14 protein-coding genes are annotated in these 17,594 nt (G+C 66.4%); 10 read left to right on the top strand and 4 right to left on the bottom strand.

The window, feature by feature from the left end; all coding sequences use genetic code 11:
• The first annotated feature begins 279 nt into the window (after positions 1-279).
• From CLV29_RS14830 to CLV29_RS14815, 4 genes are all read left to right on the top strand, one after another.
• The gene (locus tag CLV29_RS14830) at positions 280-3,003 is read left to right on the top strand and encodes a glycosyltransferase (protein WP_166649298.1); all 2,724 of its coding nucleotides are present in this window, start codon (positions 280-282) and stop codon (positions 3,001-3,003) included.
• 7 nt (positions 3,004-3,010) lie between these two features.
• Complete coding sequence (locus tag CLV29_RS14825) at positions 3,011-3,547, top strand: hypothetical protein (protein ID WP_133755876.1); 537 nt, start codon at positions 3,011-3,013, stop codon at positions 3,545-3,547.
• 106 nt (positions 3,548-3,653) lie between these two features.
• Positions 3,654-4,559, top strand: a complete 906-nt coding sequence (locus CLV29_RS14820; protein ID WP_341799780.1) for a DUF6492 family protein — start codon at positions 3,654-3,656, stop codon at positions 4,557-4,559.
• A 7-nt stretch (positions 4,560-4,566) separates the two neighbouring features.
• A complete protein-coding gene (locus CLV29_RS14815) occupies positions 4,567-5,601 on the top strand; it encodes a DUF6492 family protein (protein ID WP_279586499.1) in 1,035 nt (344 codons plus the stop codon).
• Here CLV29_RS14815 and CLV29_RS14810 read toward each other — a convergent pair.
• Complete coding sequence (locus CLV29_RS14810; RefSeq protein WP_208292981.1) at positions 5,598-7,391, bottom strand: glycosyltransferase family protein; 1,794 nt, start codon at positions 7,389-7,391, stop codon at positions 5,598-5,600. The genes CLV29_RS14815 and CLV29_RS14810 overlap by 4 nt on opposite strands.
• A 50-nt stretch (positions 7,392-7,441) precedes the next feature.
• The gene (locus CLV29_RS14805) at positions 7,442-8,920 is read right to left on the bottom strand and encodes a glycosyltransferase (protein WP_133755872.1); all 1,479 of its coding nucleotides are present in this window, start codon (positions 8,918-8,920) and stop codon (positions 7,442-7,444) included.
• Positions 8,921-9,135: 215 nt separating this feature from the next.
• On the opposite strand from CLV29_RS14805, the gene CLV29_RS14800 reads away from it, so the two are divergent.
• Genes CLV29_RS14800 through CLV29_RS14780 form a run of 5 tightly spaced genes read left to right on the top strand, consistent with a single transcriptional unit; the run spans position 9,136 to position 14,493 of the window.
• Positions 9,136-10,377, top strand: coding sequence for a glycosyltransferase family 4 protein (locus CLV29_RS14800; RefSeq protein WP_166649297.1), 1,242 nt, complete (start codon positions 9,136-9,138; stop codon positions 10,375-10,377).
• Positions 10,374-12,074 carry a glycosyltransferase family 4 protein gene (locus CLV29_RS14795; RefSeq protein ID WP_133755870.1) on the top strand — a complete coding sequence of 567 codons (1,701 nt, stop codon included), beginning with the start codon at positions 10,374-10,376 and terminating at the stop codon, positions 12,072-12,074. The genes CLV29_RS14800 and CLV29_RS14795 overlap by 4 nt, the downstream gene beginning before the upstream one ends.
• Positions 12,061-12,957, top strand: coding sequence for an ABC transporter permease (locus tag CLV29_RS14790; protein ID WP_166649296.1), 897 nt, complete (start codon positions 12,061-12,063; stop codon positions 12,955-12,957). Before CLV29_RS14795 ends, CLV29_RS14790 begins: the two co-directional genes overlap by 14 nt.
• Positions 12,938-13,780 carry an ABC transporter ATP-binding protein gene (locus CLV29_RS14785; RefSeq protein WP_133755868.1) on the top strand — a complete coding sequence of 281 codons (843 nt, stop codon included), beginning with the start codon at positions 12,938-12,940 and terminating at the stop codon, positions 13,778-13,780. Before CLV29_RS14790 ends, CLV29_RS14785 begins: the two co-directional genes overlap by 20 nt.
• Positions 13,777-14,493 (top strand): DUF6270 domain-containing protein, encoded by a 717-nt coding sequence (locus CLV29_RS14780; protein WP_133755867.1) that lies wholly within the window; start codon positions 13,777-13,779, stop codon positions 14,491-14,493. Before CLV29_RS14785 ends, CLV29_RS14780 begins: the two co-directional genes overlap by 4 nt.
• A gap of 93 nt (positions 14,494-14,586) precedes the next feature.
• Here the strand turns inward: CLV29_RS14780 and CLV29_RS14775 are convergent, their stop codons facing one another.
• A complete protein-coding gene (locus CLV29_RS14775) occupies positions 14,587-15,381 on the bottom strand; it encodes a hypothetical protein (RefSeq protein WP_133755866.1) in 795 nt (264 codons plus the stop codon).
• Between the two features lie 105 nt (positions 15,382-15,486).
• The gene (locus CLV29_RS14770; protein WP_133756022.1) at positions 15,487-16,392 is read right to left on the bottom strand and encodes an HhH-GPD family protein; all 906 of its coding nucleotides are present in this window, start codon (positions 16,390-16,392) and stop codon (positions 15,487-15,489) included.
• 47 nt (positions 16,393-16,439) lie between these two features.
• Here CLV29_RS14770 and galE point away from each other — a divergent pair, with 47 nt between their 5' ends.
• Entirely contained in the window at positions 16,440-17,438 is a 999-nt protein-coding gene (galE, locus tag CLV29_RS14765; RefSeq protein ID WP_133755865.1) for a UDP-glucose 4-epimerase GalE, read from the top strand.
• The last annotated feature ends 156 nt before the right edge of the window (positions 17,439-17,594 follow it).

Raw genomic sequence — 17,594 nt, 5'->3', positions numbered from 1 at the left:
CATCGCGCTGATTCTAGGTGCAGTCGTCTTCCGAACGTCAATCCAGGCATCCAATCCGAGATTCGAAGTCCTGCCAGTCAGGTATTGGTGGGCTGCGAACTACCGCCGGCGCGGGTGCTTCGCGGAGAAGAGCAGCTTCAGCGGCAATTCGGGCAGGCTTGCTTCACTTCGAGCTGAGCCGTCAGTACCATGCCGCTTGGGCATCGGTAGCCGGGCTGTTCGGTCACCGGCAGCACCCGCCAAGTGCCTGCCAGTGACCCCGATCCAGAAGCGAGCTCAATGACATCCCACCAAGTCGACATCTTGGTCGTGACCGACGCCAGATTGGTCGGCGGTGGCAACAAGTCCCTCGCTCAGGAGATCATCGCGCACGCAGCAGCGGGATACACGACCGGGCTCCTTTCATTGTCGGGGCCTGCGCGGGGCGGAGCGCGGCCGCTCGACGTCAGCCTGATGCAGCTGATCGACGATGGACTGCTCCAGATGTTCCGACCGGATGACCCCATCGAAGCAGGCTTGGTGATAGCCCGCGGACCGTCCATGTTCGAGCGCGAGCAGTCGTTCAAACCTCGCGTCCGGGCCGAGAAGTGGCTGCTCGTCGCGAACGCCTTCAACACCGATCCTGCCGTGTCCAACATGCTGTACGACCCGAATGTCGTGGCGGCACAGGCCGAGGAGCTGTTCGACCACCAGTGGCAGTGGGTGCCGCTGTCTCCGATCGTCCGGCACAAGATGCTCAGCACCCACCCGAAGCTCGCGCTGTCTCCCATGAACTGGTCGAACATCATCAACCTCGACCATTGGCACATCGACCGGAGTGACCGGCTGGAGCGGCCCGTTCGCATCGGCAGACACTCGCGGGATTCGCCCGGCAAGTGGCCCACCGACCGGCGCGAGATCTTCGACGCCTACCCGGCCGGGAGCGATTTCCGCATCTCGATCATGGGCGGCGCACGCACGCCACGGGCAATCTTGGGCCGTCCCCTACCAAGGAACTGGGACGTGTTCCCGTTCGGCGCGATGAGCCCGAAAGAGTTCCTGCGCAAGGTTGACGTCTACTCCTACTACCACCACCCTGCATGGCACGAAGCCTTCGGCCGGTCGATTCTCGAAGGAATCGCCACCGGCGCTGTGGCCGTCCTGCCGCCCTACTTCGAGGCGATCTTCTCCGACGCCGCCATCTACGCAGAGCCATCAGAGGTCAAGGAAGTCGCCCTCCGTCTGGCGGAGGATCCCTCGTACCTGCAGGAACGGCGGGCTGTTGCCCGTGAGGTGACCCACCAATACTTCGGCTACGGCTCACACGTCGAGCGGCTGAAGGATCTGATCGGGGCACCCCGACGCAAGTCCACCGCCACGACGAAGCTGCCCCGGCTGGACAAGCCGACCACGCCGAAACCCCGGGTGCTCTTCTACACCGACAACGGTCATGGGCTCGGCCACGTCACCCGCCTGATGGCCTACGCCAAGCGACTCGGTCCCGAGGTACAGCCCTACTTCCTGACGATGTCGGAGGCCTACCACTTGGTCGACGAGCAGGGTCATCCGGTCGAGTACTTCCCCTCACCCAAGAAGATGGGCTTCACCCCTAAGCAGAAGCCGATCTGGGAGGAAATACTGAACGTCCGGCTCCGCCTCCTACTCGACCGGCTCGAGCCGTCGGTGCTGGTGGTGGACCACGTGAACCCACCGGAGGTCCTGCGGAAGATCTGCGCCGATCATCCTGACACCACCTTCGTCTGGTCCCGACGCGGGATGTGGCGGCAACAGCGGAAACCGCCGAGCCTGCGGATGGCCGATGCGTTCGACCATGTGCTCGAGCCGATGGACCTGGCCGCCGCCGTCGACATGGGCTTCACGCCTCGCCTGTCAGCCGGCACCCTCTACGTGCCGCCGATCACCTTTGTCCAACGCGACGAATTGTTGCCGCGGGAACAGGCACGGGCCGAGCTCGGGCTTCCCCTCGACGGCACCTCGGTGCTGTTGAACCTGTCGGCCGACTCCACCGACCAGTTGGTCGAGTTGATGACACACATCCAGCGCCTGCTCCGCGCCCAGATCGGCGAGGACAAGCCACTGACCATCTTCGCGCCCCGCCATGCCCTGCACGCCGCTGGTCTGGAGAACGTCGACGGAATCGTCATGAAACCGGTGTATCCGGTGGCGAAGTACGCCAATGCGTTCGATGCGGCGATCTCGACCACGGGCTACAACTCGTATCACGAACTGGTGCATCTGGGCGTCCCCACCATTTTCGTGGCCCGGGCCACCGAGACCCTCGATGACCAGAACCGCCGGGCCGCGTTCGCACCGATTGCCGGCTTCGGAGCCTCGGCGCAGAGCGTCCACGGTTTGGAGTTCGACGAGGCCGTCCGGAGCGTGATGAATCCCCGGGTTCGGGCGCGGATGCGCAAGGCCGCCCTGGAGGCCTTCCCCGAGAACGGAGCCAATCAGGCCGCGCGGATCATCGAACGCCTGGTTCGCGGCGAACCTCCGACACCGCACACGGAGGCGACTGCCCCCGGCGGTACGGAAGCCGTCATGGCCACCGCCATCACCGACAGCAGAATCGGGGGAACGGCCGGTGCGACGGCGGTGAAGGAAAAGTTCTCCCTGCCCGACTCGCTGGAGCGAATGCCGTCGGGAATCTCTCTCCCCTCGAATGCCGTCAAATCAGCGATACGAGTGGTGATCGACGCCACCACCCACGGCGATGCCGACATTCCGGGTCTGGTCGACCACATCACCCACGTCCAACTCAGGTATCCCTACATCAAGCCCGTCTTCCTGATCTCGGCGCTCAACTCTGCGGCGCTGACCCGGGCCGGGTACATGTACGAAACCGTGGTGCCGGCGGACAAGTGGGAGGCGCTCGGCACCGCAATGAGCCACAGCGAGTACGTCGAACGCCGCTTCTACGAGATGATCACGGTGTACCAGCCGCAACGCATGGCCCGAATCAGACCAGGAGAAGCGCTCCCACGATGGATCTACGAGAGATAGGCACCCGGTGAAGAACGTTCGTATCATCCTTCTGGCCGTCGCGCTGGCGACGGTTGCCGCCACCGCAGTCCTGGGCATCACGTTGGGTGCCACGTGGGCAGTGATCGTCGCTGCCGCAGGAATCGTCGTCGTGGTGTTGCTGGTCGGCTACGTCCAGACCAAGACCACCCAGCTCGCCACCCAGCGCCTCGCCGGTCTGCAGAAGCAGAACGAGCGAATTCTGACGAATATGCAGATCATCCAGGCATCCGTACAGGCGGCCCGGATCGCCTCCAAGACAGCCGAGACACGCGTGGCCGAGCTCGGGAACGACCAATCAGCCCCACTCCCCAGGGAGGTTCAGCGAGCTTTCGAGGACCTCAGCCTGGCGTCGCGCTCGCTGACGGTTCCGCAGGTGCACTTCGATCAACTCTTGCGAACGATCTCGGCGAACACCGTTCGGACCGAGTCGGCCCTGAACGATGCCGTCGAAGAGATCCGGCTCCTAGGGCGTGACGGCAGCGCCCCAACGCCGCAGGAATCGAACGGACTGAACAACAGCTGATGCGGGGGCGGACCACAGATTGTTCCCGGGCTCCCGCAATGTGTGAGGTGGATGAGTGCCAAAGATCGATTTGGTGACAGTGTTCTTCGGTCTGGAGCTTCCGTTCATGGAGGTACAGGCCATGTCGATCGACAAGTGTTTCGATCCCGATCTGGTGAGCCGGATCATGGTCGTGGTCAACGAGCCCACCCACGCCGCCGAGGACGAGACCGTCCTCCAGTTCGAGAAGCATGTACTCCAGCGGTACGGCCAGTTCAAGGACAAGGTGACTCTCCTGCGCGCCAGCCAGTTCGGCGACCTGTCCGAGAAGGGATGGCTGACCCAGCAAGCCTGCAAGCTGGCAGTCGCCAAGCACAGCACGTCGGAGTACTACGTCGTCCTGGACGCAAAGAACCACGCCATCCGACCGGTGGGGGCAGCCACACTGTTCGACAGCACCGGCGTGCCGACGAAGATCTTCACCAAGACCCGGCAAGATCAAAGGCCTTGGCTCGATGCGAGCTTCTCCTACCTTGGAGAGCAGAACCTCATCCCCAGCTACCGTTGCCCGTCCAGCGCTCCCCCGTTTCCCATCCGGACCTCGGTCTGCTCGGATCTGGTGGACCTGATCGAGGACAAGGAGTCGACGAACATCACATCGTTCTTCCTCAACAAGCAAGACGTGAGTACGGAGTTCACCCTCTACGTCGCCTACACCGCCAAGATCGGGATGTTCGCCGACTGCTTGCGCAACGGTCGGTCGACCTACGCGTCATTGCGCGGAAAGATCGATCGGGCCAAGATCGCGGACACGAAAGCAAGGATCGAGAACGCGAACGTGTGGTGTTTTTCGGTGCACCGAAGGGCATTCCGCGACATCCGCGAAAGAACGTTGCGCACCATCGCCCAGGCATGGGCGATCGCGCTGTTCCCGACCTTCGACGAAGCACTCGCCAGTGCCCATCAATTGGCTGACAAGCTGTCGGATGTCAAGGACTTCACCGACCTGCGTGAGCGGGAACTGAAGTCGTGAGACGACCATGACTGCGGCCGGTTCCCCCGAAGGCCCCGGCAGCCCGGCCCCAGCCTGCAGCCGACCCGGCAGTGCGCCGCCATCGGCGACGATTCCAGCTTGGTCCATTGTCGTCGTCTGCTTCCCCGGCGAGTTCAACCTTCTGCGGCTGCTGCTCCGCTCGCTGTCCAAGCACCTCGACCCTACCGACTTGGACACCATCCTCGTGCTGTGGAACACCGATCCCGGCGACGACACGTCAATCGACCGCTACCGTCCGGGCCTGATCTCCGCACTCGACGCGGGTCGACAACTGTCACCGCGGCTGCAACTGGTCCCCGCGACTCCGTTCCTCACACCAAGTGAGCGGGGCATGCCGGGCTGGTCACGGCAGCAGATCCTCAAGCTGAAGGCCGCCGAAACCGTACCCTCCCCTGCGTATGTGGTGCTGGACGCCAAGAACATCGTGCTCGCTCCCGTCAGCCGCCAGACCTTCTTCGCGCCGGACGGACGTGCCTTCAGCAAGCGGGTCGACGCGAGTAGGCCGGGGAAGTTCACCGACTTCCTGCAGACCGCACTCGACCTGTTCGGTGCTGACACCGATCAACTCGCGCCGGAGCGTTCACTGCCCACAGTGACACCCGCGACACTCTTCGTCGATGTGGTCACGGCCATGAGGGCCGAACTGCTTCGACGCCACCACGAGACCCCGGCCACCTACATCAACCGCCCGAACCCCAGAACCAGCGAATTCCTGTTGTACGCCGGATACTGCGCGGCGCACGGACTGATTGAGGACCGTTACCGTTTCTCCCACCATGTCTCCTCGGCCACGCTCTACACCGTCGGCCCTGACACCCGCGCGGGTCTCGACAAGGCTCTCGCCAGGATGTCTGCCCAGAAGACGATCTTCATCGGCGTCCATCGCAGGCGGTGGCCACGACTGGCCGATGCCGACCGGGAGCGGTTGGGAAACCTGTTGATCGACCGCGGAATCTTCGACAATCGGACGCAACTGATGCACGAATTCGGGTACGCACCGGATAGGTCGCCCGAGGTCTAGGCCAGCGGGTCGCCACTGACCACCGTGGCAGAGGCCAACAGTTCCACATCTGCGGCCTGCCAGGTGTGCCCACCCTCGCCGCGCTGCTGCACGAAGTTGAATCGGTCTGCCGCGTAGATCCGACCACCCGCGTCGGCCACATCCCGCAGGAACGCGGTGTCCTCGCCTGTCGAGCGTGATTCGAAGGGGTGTGCCCGGAAGACCTCGGCCCGCGCGGTCAGGGTCGGCCCCATCACGAAGTCGGTGAACCGGTGCTCCCGATCACCGAACCGGATCGCCGTCGTCCCCGACTCGCCGAGGCGGACGTAGTGCGCCTGTTTCCCGACCACCTCGGCCCCGGAGTACCGAATCGCGTACAACAGGTCGAGCAGATAGTTCGCCCCGTACTCGTCGTCGTCGTCGATCTTGGTCAGCACCTCGCCGTCAGCCATCGCCACCAGTTGGTTCAGACACTCCCCGAGGGTCCTCTCCGCCGGGGCTTCGACGACCTTCAGATCGGTGACCCCGAGCGCGGCTGCCCGCTCGTGCAGATCGTCCGGCGCGGTATGTCCATGGGTGAGCAGACACAGTTGCACCTGCACACCGGTGAACCCGGCCACCGTGCGCAGGATGTGGTCCAACTGCTGTGGCCGGATGGTCGAGACCAGTGCCGAGACCGTCGGCAACGCCGCCTCACTGCCCGGCAGGCCCACCGAGCCCAGTACCTGCTCCACCCGGTGACCATAGGTGTGCTCGGACCAGATGTGGCGCTGAGCCTTGTGCACCATCCGATCCCGCAACTCCGGACTGCGGACCAGCGCCCGCAGCGCCAGCTCGGCCTCGGTCGACTCCTCGACCTGCACCACCTCGTCGGCGGGGAAGAACTCACTGATCGCCGGCGAAGGGGTCGAGACCACCGGAGTCCCGCAGGCCGAGATCTCGAACACCCGCCGGGCACACATCGACGGTGAATCGACCACCGAGTTCACGTTCAGGAACACCTTGTACGCGCGGTACGCGGTGAGCATCTGCCGATAGTCGAGCGAGCCGACCACGCGCTGGTCCAGTGGTGCCGGGAATTGGTATCGCTCGTCGTGGCCGAGGTAGCGGGAGAAGATCTCCAGCCCGTGCTCCATCCGCGCACTGACCCGATCGGCGGCGCCGAGCAGCAGATCCATCTGCGCGCGCCGCTCGGGATACTTGTGCGCGAAGTACATCCCGCCGAAACCGATGTCGCGGGCGGCATGTCCGCGGCGCGGTCGAATCGGGTTGTGAATCACCGGCTGCACCGCGAAGGGCAACACTCCTACTCGATCATGATCGAGATCCCGGCGGTAGTCGTCGAGCTTGTTCACATCGGTGGTGAACACCTGGTCGAAGAGCCGCGCGGTGTCCAGGAAATCGGCATAGTGCGCCGGATCCTCCTTGTTCCAGAAGACGGTCGGCACACCTGCCTCCCGCATCCCGGTGACCAGCTCCACCAGGGCCGGGCGAGGCGCGCTCGATCCTGTCAGGTGGTACTGCCAGGCGTCATCGTTGCCGTGCCAGGCCGATTCGACGAACAGCAGGTCGACCTGCGGTCGGCCCTGGCCGTCGAGGAGCCGACCCCGCCAATCATCAGGGGTGACCTCGAGCTGCTGCCACTCATACCCCAGTGCCAACCGGGTGAAGTCGTCGGCGATCACGGCCACCCGAAGATCACGCACCGGTGGCCGATCGGGGAACTCCCACGGCCGGAACGTCAGCCGACCGTCGACATCGTCGAACAGGTCGTCACCGATGATCTCCCGGCGACGACGATAGGTCCGCAACTGACGTAACCCACCATGCCGAAGGTGCCACAACTGGCGGCGCCATTCGCTCAGCCCCACGAGCGGTCCCCGCTTTCCCCGGCGTTGTGCCGGATTGCGATGTCGGCCAGGGCACCGGCGGCTTGGGCGGCCCCATTGCCCGGTCCCGCATTCTCGATCTGCGCGCGCATCCGGGCCCGGACCAGGTCGTCGCTCATCCGATCGACCGCCGCCGCCACCTCTTCGGCGGTACGCGCGCTGATCCCGACCCCTTGCGCAGCCACTCGCTCAGCCCGCAGTACTTGATCATCGGTCATCGTCGCCTCGGAAGGCACATAGATGCCGGGTGTGATCGTGTGCAGGTTCTCGTGCACCGAGTTGTAACCGGCCTTGGTCACGGTGAACTCCCAGGCAGCGGCGTAGTCGACCAGTGGGAAGACATTGTTGATCACCGGGAAGCGACCACCTTCTCCTTCATGGTCATAGCCGATCGGGGAACGTACGAACACCGGGACGAAACCGTTCCTGAGCACGGAATCGATCGCCGCCCGTTCCTGTTCTGCCGGACCGTCGCTGTTTCCGCCGGCGAGCTGGACCAACACATGCCGGGATGCCGGATCGAGCCCGAGGGCAGCCAACGCCTCCTCCCGGGGCAGGGCGAATGTCTGCGAGGCGAGTGAGATCGGATCGACCTCCACCAGCTCGGCCGACTCCGGCGAGGGTTCTGCCCCCGTCCCGGCGACATCTCCCGGGATGACCAGGGCATCGGTGAGCCGTTCGAACTCGCTGTACTTCGCCAGATCGACCGACTCCTGCCAAAGGCCGCGACGCAACCAGACGAACGGGATCCCGGTGACCCGCACCACGTCTCGTACTGCCAGGTACATCCAAGTACCGTCGAAGACGATGACATCGGCCGGCCATCGGGCCAGCTCACCGTAGAGGAACCGCGCGAAGCGGGTGTTCCACTGTTTCGCCGGGCTGTCCAGCGCCTTCTGGCTCGGGTGGTAGGTGACCGGCCAGCCGGCAGCCCGGACGGTCAGTGCGGCGGTCGACAGCGAAACGATCCGGGATTCGAAAACGCCGTCGGCAGCTCGTACCACTGCCGAACAGCGAGCGATGTGCCCCATCCCGCTGCCATTGCTGGTGACGAAGAGCACCCGTGGGGCATCAGGCAGGCCTGCCCTGCCGGCGGCCCCGCTGATGCTCAACGCCCCATAGGCCGCGGCCCGGGCGGAATCGGCCAGATCCTCGATCCGCTCCAGTGCCAGTTCCTGGTGGTACTCGTGCCGGGACTGGTCACCCCGGGCCTTCTGTACCACCTCGGTGGTCTGCTTCACCGCCCGGGAGAGACGCCGCTCGGTACGTGCCAACGACGCCCGTACCACCACGACGACTGCGATGCCTGCCGCACCTGCCGCGGCGAGCAGGGCGAGCTGGATCACCAGCGCCTGCAGATAGGTCAACGCCGTCACCGCCGCGAGCAGGACGGGTACGACCAAGATGACGGCGATGATCCCGAACGCGATGCCGTACCGCTTGATGCTCAACCCGGTCTCCTTCGGCGATCGCGGCCTGTGAACGGATGAACCTTAGCCACCTCCAGGGTTTCGGCGCAGGCGGCAGCAGTCGAGCGGCAGTGTTGTCGGACAGAGGACACCGGCGGCCGGCAAAGTCGGTAGGGTGCGGTCTGAATCAGCTCCCGACGCCCGGGTACGGCCCGTCCAGACCACCGCGTCCTGCCCCAGGAGGAATCGCCACCACCATGCGGATTCTTGTGCTCACCCAGCACTTTCCGCCCGAAGGCGGCCCCCATGCCTACCGCTGGGGTTGGCTCACCAAGGCCTTCGCCGAGCGTGGACATGAAGTGGATGTGGTCGTGCCCCGATGGCGCGCCGATGGTGAGGACACCGAGGAGAGCGTCGTCCGCGCAGGCCCCGGAGTTCGGGTGCACGAGACCGCCGCCCGGGTCTCCGGTGTGCAGTTGCGACGCCGGCTGGTCAACGAACTGCTGACCGCTGCCGCGGCCTACCGTGCCGGGCGCGGCTGCGGCAAGGCGGACGTGATCATCGGCACCGTACCGTCGCTGCCCACGCTGCCGGTGGCGATCGCGCTCGGGCTGCGTACCCGTACCCCGACGGTCGCCGAGATCCGCGACGCCTGGCCCGATCTGCTCGGTGAGTGGGAGCAGTGGGGCGACACCGGTACGGCCCGCCGCCGTCCGCGGGCCGGTCAGCTGGTGCGCCGGGTGATGCGGCGGATCGTGCCCGTCGCCGAAGCGGCCTACACCGCCCTGCAGCGCCGCGCCGGGCTGGTCGTCACCACCACCGAGAGCTGGGCGCGAGTGCTGCGCCGACGCCGGATGCGACGAGTCGTCGTGATCCGGAACACCAGCATGGCCATCTCCGAACCACTGCCGCTCCCACCGGCCCGACCCGGTGGCGCGCTGCACGTGCTCTACGTCGGCAACTTCGGCCGGGCACAACACCTCGCCACCGCCATCCGGGCGGCGTCGTTGTGCCATCAGGAAGGTGTCCCGGTCCGGCTGCGGTTGGTCGGTGTGGGTGCCGAGGCCGAGGCCATGCGCTCGTTCAACTCCCGCCTGGGCCAGCCGGCCGAGATCTTCGACCGGGTCGGGGTGGACGAGGTCCCCGCCCTCTACGATTGGGCCGACTCGGTGCTGGTCACCCTGCGGGCCTGGCAGCCGATGGAGTGGTCGGTGCCCTCGAAGCTGTACGAAGCGCTGACCAGCGGGCGTCACATCACCGTCACCGCACCGGGTGAGTCCGCCACCATCGTCGAGCACGCCAAGGCCGGGCATGCCGTACCTCCGGAGAACCCCGAAGCCCTGGCAGCACTGTGGACCCGGATGGCCAACGACCGCTCACTGCTGCGGACCGAAACCGACCTCGGCGCTGCCTGGGTGCGGGAGAACGCCGACCCCGACGAGCTGGCCGAACGCTATCTGGACGAACTCGAGTTGCTGCATCACCGGGCTGCCCGGTGAACCGTGCACGGCGCTACGGCATCGATCTGGCGTTGCTGGCGCGGACGGCCGGACGGATGGCGCTGGAGGATCCGCTGAACCTGCTGGTCCAAGGTGCCCGCCGGGTTCTTCCCCGCCTCCGGGGTGTCGGTGGCCCACGGCGAGGCCTGCTCGGTGCCTTGGTCGCATTCATTCAGGACCAGCCGGCGCTGGCTCGCCGACTGCTGGAAGCCACACCGGCGCCGGCGGACCGGCTGCGGCGCGAACTGTACGAACTGCTGTCGGTGCAGCTGGGACTCCGGCTCCCGCCGGGTTCGTCGGAACGCGCCCGTGCCCGGGCCGCCTGGCAGGCAGGTGAGCTGTCCGAGGCAGTCGGCCTGCTGAGCGACCATCCGCGCAGCCGGTTGCGGGCGCGCCTGTGGTCGGAGCAGGCGCTGATGCAGCCCGGCGCCCGACTGCGACCACTGCCGCGCACACCGGTGGTGGCTCGCGGTGACGGTGTGCTGGCAGTGATCACCAACGCCCGCCCCTACACCCAAAGCGGTTACACCATGCGTACCCAGCACACCCTGGGCGCCGTTGCCACCGCCGGCCGCCGGGTCGATGCGGTCACCCGGATCGGTTATCCGGCGACCGTCGGCCTGATCGGCACCGCCACCGCCTGGACCCTGGATCGCGTCCACTACCACCGCCTGCCGGCGCGGTCCCTGCCGGCCGCGCTGGATCGGCGACTGTCTGCCCAGGCGCAGGCACTGGTGTCGCTGGTCGACACCCACCGGCCGCAGCTGCTGCACACCACCACCGACTGGACGAACGCCGTCGTCACCGACAGCGTCGCACGTGCCTGCGATCTGCCCTGGGTGTACGAGATGCGCGGCCTGCTCGAGCTCACCTGGCTAGCCTCGCGTCCAGCAGAGCAGCAAGCCGCGGCTGCCGAGAGCGAACGGGTCCGGCTGCTCCGGGCGAAGGAGGCCGAACTGGCCCGGGCCGCCGACGCCGTCGTCGTGCTGTCGGAGGTGCAACGTGCCGAGATGGTCGCTCGCGGCGTACCCGACGAACGAATCCGGACGATCCCCAATGCGGTCGACTCGGCGGTGTTCGAGCGTGCCCGGGTCAGCCCCGCCGAGGCCCGTGCCTCCCTCGGATTGCCCCGCGAAGGCCTGTGGGTCGGATCGGTCACCTCGGTGGTCGACTACGAGGGCCTGGACACCCTGATCGACGCCGTAGCGCTGGCCCGCCGAGCCGGCGTCGACGTCCGCTGCGCGATCGTCGGCGACGGGGTCGCCCGACCGCAGTTGGTCGCCCAGGTCGAACGCCTGGGATTGGACGGGTACGTGCTGCTGCCCGGCCGCGTACCTCCGTCCGAGGCCGCCGGGTGGTACGAGGCACTGGATGTCTTCGCCGTACCGCGCAGGAACACCGAGGTCTGTCGTCTGGTCACCCCGGTCAAACCGCTGGAGGCGATGGCCATGCGGCGGCCCGTCGTCGCCAGCGATCTGCCGGCGCTCGCCGAGATCGTCGGCGACGCGGGCCTGCTCAGCCCGGCCGGCGACCCGGCCGCACTGAGTGCGTGTCTGGCCGAGCTGTCGGACCCGGCACTGCGGGAACGCTATGGTGACGTGGGACGGAAACAGGCCCGCACCCGGACCTGGCAGCGCGCGGCCGGGCAGTACGAGGAGTTGTACCGAACTATCGTGGATCGACATGGCAGAGGCTGAGGCCAGGGCCGGCCGCCGGTCCGGCGATCCACGACGGGCTGCCGGGCCGAAACCGGCGCTGCTGCCGATCGGCGGGCGTCCGCCACTCGGGGTCTACATCAACCAGCTGGCCAAACGCTGGCCGTTCGCGTTGGCCCAGGCACGTGCCCAGGCGATGACCGCGAACCGCGGAATGGTCCTCGGCAACATGTGGCTGGTACTGAATCCGCTGCTCGACGCCGCCATCTACTTCCTGATCTTCCAGATCGTCCTCGACGTCGGCGATCGGGTCCCGAACTACATCGCCTACCTGCTGATCGGTGTCTTCCTCTTCGCCAGCACTCGCGCAGCCATCGGGCAGGGCACCGGCATCATCCGGGCCAACAAGGGTCTGATCCGTGCTTTCGCCTTCCCCCGCGCGGCACTGCCGCTGGCCCTCGTCGTCCGTAGCTTCCTCAATTCCGTGCCGGTGATCGTCGTGATGCTCAGCATCATCATGGTGAAACCCCCGCACGCGCTGCCCACGGCAACCTGGCTGCTGTTCCCGGTCGTGCTTGCGCTGCAGTTCATGCTCAATTTGGGGATCGCGTTTTACCTGGCCCGGCTGACCGATGCCTACCCGGACCTCGGCAAAGCCATTTCGATCGGATCCCGACTCCTGCTGTACGCCTCTTGCGTGATCTTCCCGGACGAACGGATCCGATCACTGCCCGGTGGTGACATCGTGTTGGACGTCAACCCGATCTATCACGTTCTCGACATCAGCCGTGATCTGTTGATCTACGACACCCTTCCCGAGGCGAGATCCTGGTTGATCCTCACCGCGTATGCCGTCGGCGGACTGGTGTTCGGGTTCATCTACTTCTGGCGGGGAGAGGTGAGTTATGGACGCACCACACAGTGAGGTCACAGTGGAGGTGGACAACATCGCCGTCGAGTACACCACCGACACCAGCTCCATTTCGCAGGTTTCGCCGGCTCACCGCGCCAAGGCCAAGATCGGTCGGATATTCGGCATCGCGCCGAAGACCACGGTGCCCGCGGTCAAAGGGGTGTCGTTCAGCGCCCATGTAGGCGAACAGATCGGCATCGTCGGCCAGAACGGCTCGGGCAAGAGCACCCTGCTGCGGATCATCGCCGGTGTCGAGCCTCCGACCCGGGGTGAGGTCCGGGCCACCTCCACCCCGGTTCTGCTCGGCGTGAACGCCGCGTTGATCGGCTCGCTCAGCGGCGAAGGCAACATCCGGCTCGGGCTTCTCTCCCTGGGCAAGACCAAGGCGGAAGTGGATGCCCTGATGCCAGGCATCGCCGCGCTGGCCGGTCTGGGCCCAGCCATCAAACGCCCCATGGGTACCTATTCCTCCGGCATGGCCGCCCGACTCCGCTTCTCGATCGCCGCCGCCTACAACCCCCATATCCTGTTGATCGACGAGGCTCTCGGCACCGGCGACGCAGCATTCGCCAGCCGGAGCGAGAAGGTGATCCAGCGGTTGCGGGAGAGCGCCGGCACGATCTTCCTCGTCTCCCACGCGGCGCAGACGATCGAGGAGACCTGCACCCGCGCGATCTGGTTGCACAACGGCGAGATGATCGCCGACGGAGAGGCGGTCGAGGTGGCCCGGAAGTACCGCTGGTGGGCGCACAACATCGCGCAGGACAAGCCGGAGAAGGCAGCCGGCCTGCTCGACGACGCCCGTGCCGAGTACGGATTGTCGAGGCCGCAATGAGCACCCGAGTCTTCATCATGGGCTCCTGCGTCTCCCGCGACAGCTTCGAGTTCCTCGGCCCGGAGTTCTCGCTGGCCGAATATGTCGCCCGACAATCGCTGATCAGCATCGGGCGGCCGGTTGCGAGCGACACCATCCCAGCCGATGAGTTGGACAGCGCATTCCAGCGTCGGATGCTGACCGGTGACCTGGCCGGCAATGCCCTGGCCCAGATCGACAAGGCCGGCGAGATCGATCTGCTGCTTTGGGATCTGACCGATGAGCGACTCGGGGTGCACCCGGGCGGAGACGGTTGGTTCACCCGTACCATCGAAGGTGTCGGGGCCGACTTCTATCCCGAAGACCTGCCGCATCATCCGTTCGGCAGTGATCAACACTTCGCCCTCTGGGCCGAGGCCGCCGAACGCTGGATCGATGCACTGGCCGCTCGCGAACTGCTGGGCCGGACCGTGATGCTACAGGTGCCCTGGGCGGCGGTCACGACCAATGGTCTGCCCACCCCGGCGAGTTTCGGACTCACCGCCCAGGATGCGAATGCGGCGAGTTTTCGCTATCAGCGGGTGATCATGGACCTGGCCCCGGAATTGCCGATGCTGCGGCCGCGGCAGCGCATGATCGCCCGGCCGGGACATCAGTGGGGTCTGGCCCCGTTCCATTACACCGAGGAGATCTACACCGAGATCGCGACCTCGGTGAAGCAACTTCTGCACTGAGTCGGCAGTCGAGTCTCCGAAACCGCAGTCGGCCCCTGGGCCTCAGCAACATCCAGGCGAGTCAGTTGCCCCACTCGTCCTGTACGAAGAGACTCACCCGTTCTCGGGTACATCCTCACCCGGTTGCTCCTCACCCGGACCCGGCTCGGCTGTACCGGTGGGCTCGGGATCGGGGTCGTTCGTCGGCTGCGGGTCCTTCGTCGGCTCCGGATCCTTCGTCGGTTCGGGCTTCTTCGTCGACTCGGGCTTCTTCGTCGACTCGGGCTTCTTGGTCGATTCGGGCTTCTTCGTCGGCTCCGGCTCCGGGTCCTTCGTCGGTTCTGCCGCAGGCTGGTCCGCGCCCTGATCGCTCTGCCCTGCCGCACCCTCACCGGACCCGCTCGTACCCGACCCCTGCTGCTCCGAGCTGTTCACCGTCGGCTCCGGCTCCGGCTCGAAGGTCGGTTCGGGCTCCTGGGTCGGTACCGGCACCTCCACCGCTGCCGGGGTCGAGGTCGGTGTGCTCGGTGTCGGGGAAACCGACACCGGAGCCGGGATTGCCGCGATCGGCGGCTGTTCTGCGGCCTGCCCGAGGCCGAGTCCCATCCAGGACCCCAACCCCAGCATCGCCACCCCGGCCGCGATCAGGGAGAACTGTGCCGGCCCGGGTTTGCGGATGCCCTTCGACGCCCGGCGTGCCCAGGTGATCAGGGCGAAGGCGATCGGCACGATGGCCAGCATCAGCACCGCGAACCACGGTCCGACCAGACCGCCACACAGGCCGACATAGGCGAACAGGCAGATGATCGCGAACCCGATCTTCTTTCCCGAACTCCTAGTCAGGACAGCAGGGTTCGCCAGGCCGTCGAGAATCTCGTCGACCTCATCGCGTGCGCTGTGTTCAGTCACGCCTCTCCCAGTCCAGTCGGTGGTTCGGCCCAAACTCCAACGAGGTTACACCAGCCTCTTAACCGTTTCACAGGCGAACGCCACTGTCTGCCGGTAGCAGCACTATCAGGGCAAGCGGTACTCGAGACTCGTCGCCACCACCAGTCCGTCGGCGATGAGGCTCTGCAGGGCTCGCTCCCGCTGGACCGGTTCTGGCCAGGCCAGGTCGATCTGCGCAGCGCTCACCGGTTCCTCCGACTCCCGCAGAACCCGCAGGATCGCTCCCCGACACTGCCGATCCGTACCGGCATAACCCTGACCACGTCGCGGGACCGCGTTGTCCGGCGTACCCGCTGCATGCCAGGCACAGATCTCGATCACCGGACAGCGTGAGCATTCCGGTCGCTTGGCGGTGCAGACGAGCGCTCCGAGTTCCATCGAGGCCGCGGCCCAGCGGGCCGCCAGCGCCGGCTCGTCCGGCAGCAGTGCCTCGGCCCGGGCGTACTCACCGCGGGTCGGCGTCGGGCCGGGCAGTGCTGTCCCGTCCAGCAGCCGGCCGAGTACCCGGCGGACATTGGTGTCCAGGACGACCTGTCGCTGCCCGAACGCGAAACTGGCGATGGCCGCAGCCGTGTAGCTGCCGACGCCGGGCAGCTCGAGGAGTTGTCGATGATCCGAAGGCACCTGGCCGTCATGCTGTTCGGTGATCGCGACGGCGGCCGCGTGCAGACGCATCGCCCGCCGGGGGTAGCCGAGCCTGCCCCACGCCCGGATGGCCTCACCGGCCGGCTCGGCGGCCAGGGCAGCCGGCACCGGCCAGCGTTCCAGCCATCGTCGCCACGGCTCGAGCACCCGGGAGACCGGGGTCTGCTGGAGCATGAACTCCGAGACCAGCACACCCCAGGGCGAGCACTCCGGTCGCCGCCAGGGCAGGTCGCGCGCCGCCTCGTCGAACCATTCGACGACCGGCTCGACGATCTGGTCCGAAACATCCACCCGCCGAGTGTGCCTCACCAGCCAACCCCGTAGCATCGACTTGGCGCCGATTCGGGGCGCCACGACCCGACCACGAGGACCCCATGAGTGCAGAATCGACCACCTCCCCGAAATGGCTGATCACCGGTGGCGCCGGCTACATCGGCGCCCACGTGGTACGGGCCCTGCAGCAGTCCGGACAAGGGGTGGTGGTGGTCGACGACCTCTCCAGCGGGTTCGGTGAGTTCGTACCGTCGGACGTGCCGTTGGTCGTCGCCTCGATCACCGACCGCGCAGCGCTCGACCAGCTCTTCGCCGAGCACCGGATCGAGGGCGTGATCCACGTCGCCGGTTTCAAGTACGCCGGGGTCTCGGTCGAACGCCCACTGCACACCTACGAACAGAACGTCACCGGTACGGTCGTGCTGCTGCAGGCCATGCAGGACGCCGGTGTGGACAAGATCGTCTTCTCGTCCTCCGCTGCCACCTTCGGCACCCCGGAGACCGATCTGGTCACCGAGTCCACCCCGACCCGCCCGGAATCGCCCTACGGTGAGTCGAAGCTGATCGGTGAGTGGTTGCTGGCCGACCAGGCCCGGGCGACCGGTCTGCAGCACACCTCGTTGCGCTACTTCAACGTGGTGGGCTCCGGCACCCCGGAGATCTTCGACGCCTCCCCGCACAACCTGTTCCCGAAGGTGTTCGAAGCACTGCTGGCCGGGAAGACACCGATCATCAACGGCGACGACTACCCGACCCCCGACGGTACGGCCGTCCGCGATTACATCCACGTCGCCGATCTGGCGCACTCCCATGTGATCGCCGCCGAACGGCTCGCCGCCGGTGAACCATTGGAACCGGTCTACAACCTCGGTTCAGGCGCCGGCTCCTCGGTACGCCAGATCATGACCGCCATGGCCACCGCCACCGGCATCGACTTCACCCCCGAGATCGCACCCCGCCGCCCCGGCGACCCGGCGCAGATCGTCGCCAGCGGCGAACTCGCCGCCCGCGACCTGGACTGGCACATGCGCCACACCCTGGACCAGATGGTCTCCAGCGCCTGGGAGGCGGCACGACAAGCCGCGCACCGGGACAGCTGACCCTTCCCCCCCCTCAGCCCCGCCTCACTCCCAAATTGTCGGAAGTTATGGCGACTTGAGCTTTCGGCAAGTCACCATAACTTCCGACAATTTGGGGTACGGGCGGGAATAGAGCAGCGGCCCGGCTCCCCAAGGGAAGCCGGGCCGCTGCTCTTT

Origin of the sequence: Naumannella halotolerans (genome assembly GCF_004364645.1) — a bacterium.
Taxonomy (GTDB): Bacteria; Actinomycetota; Actinomycetes; order Propionibacteriales; family Propionibacteriaceae; genus Naumannella; species Naumannella halotolerans.
The sequence above is the reverse complement of the archived record's forward strand: the minus strand, read 5'-3'. Positions and strand labels throughout refer to the sequence as shown.

Coding starts and splice junctions, on each gene's coding strand:
- CLV29_RS14790 (WP_166649296.1), top strand. CDS start 12,061: ATGGCAGAGGCTGAGGCCAGGGCCGGCCGCCGGTCCGGCGATCCACGA.
- galE (WP_133755865.1), top strand. CDS start 16,440: ATGAGTGCAGAATCGACCACCTCCCCGAAATGGCTGATCACCGGTGGC.
- CLV29_RS14830 (WP_166649298.1), top strand. CDS start 280: ATGACATCCCACCAAGTCGACATCTTGGTCGTGACCGACGCCAGATTG.
- CLV29_RS14780 (WP_133755867.1), top strand. CDS start 13,777: ATGAGCACCCGAGTCTTCATCATGGGCTCCTGCGTCTCCCGCGACAGC.
- CLV29_RS14785 (WP_133755868.1), top strand. CDS start 12,938: ATGGACGCACCACACAGTGAGGTCACAGTGGAGGTGGACAACATCGCC.
- CLV29_RS14815 (WP_279586499.1), top strand. CDS start 4,567: ATGACTGCGGCCGGTTCCCCCGAAGGCCCCGGCAGCCCGGCCCCAGCC.
- CLV29_RS14770 (WP_133756022.1), bottom strand. CDS start 16,392: ATGCTACGGGGTTGGCTGGTGAGGCACACTCGGCGGGTGGATGTTTCG.
- CLV29_RS14800 (WP_166649297.1), top strand. CDS start 9,136: ATGCGGATTCTTGTGCTCACCCAGCACTTTCCGCCCGAAGGCGGCCCC.
- CLV29_RS14820 (WP_341799780.1), top strand. CDS start 3,654: ATGGAGGTACAGGCCATGTCGATCGACAAGTGTTTCGATCCCGATCTG.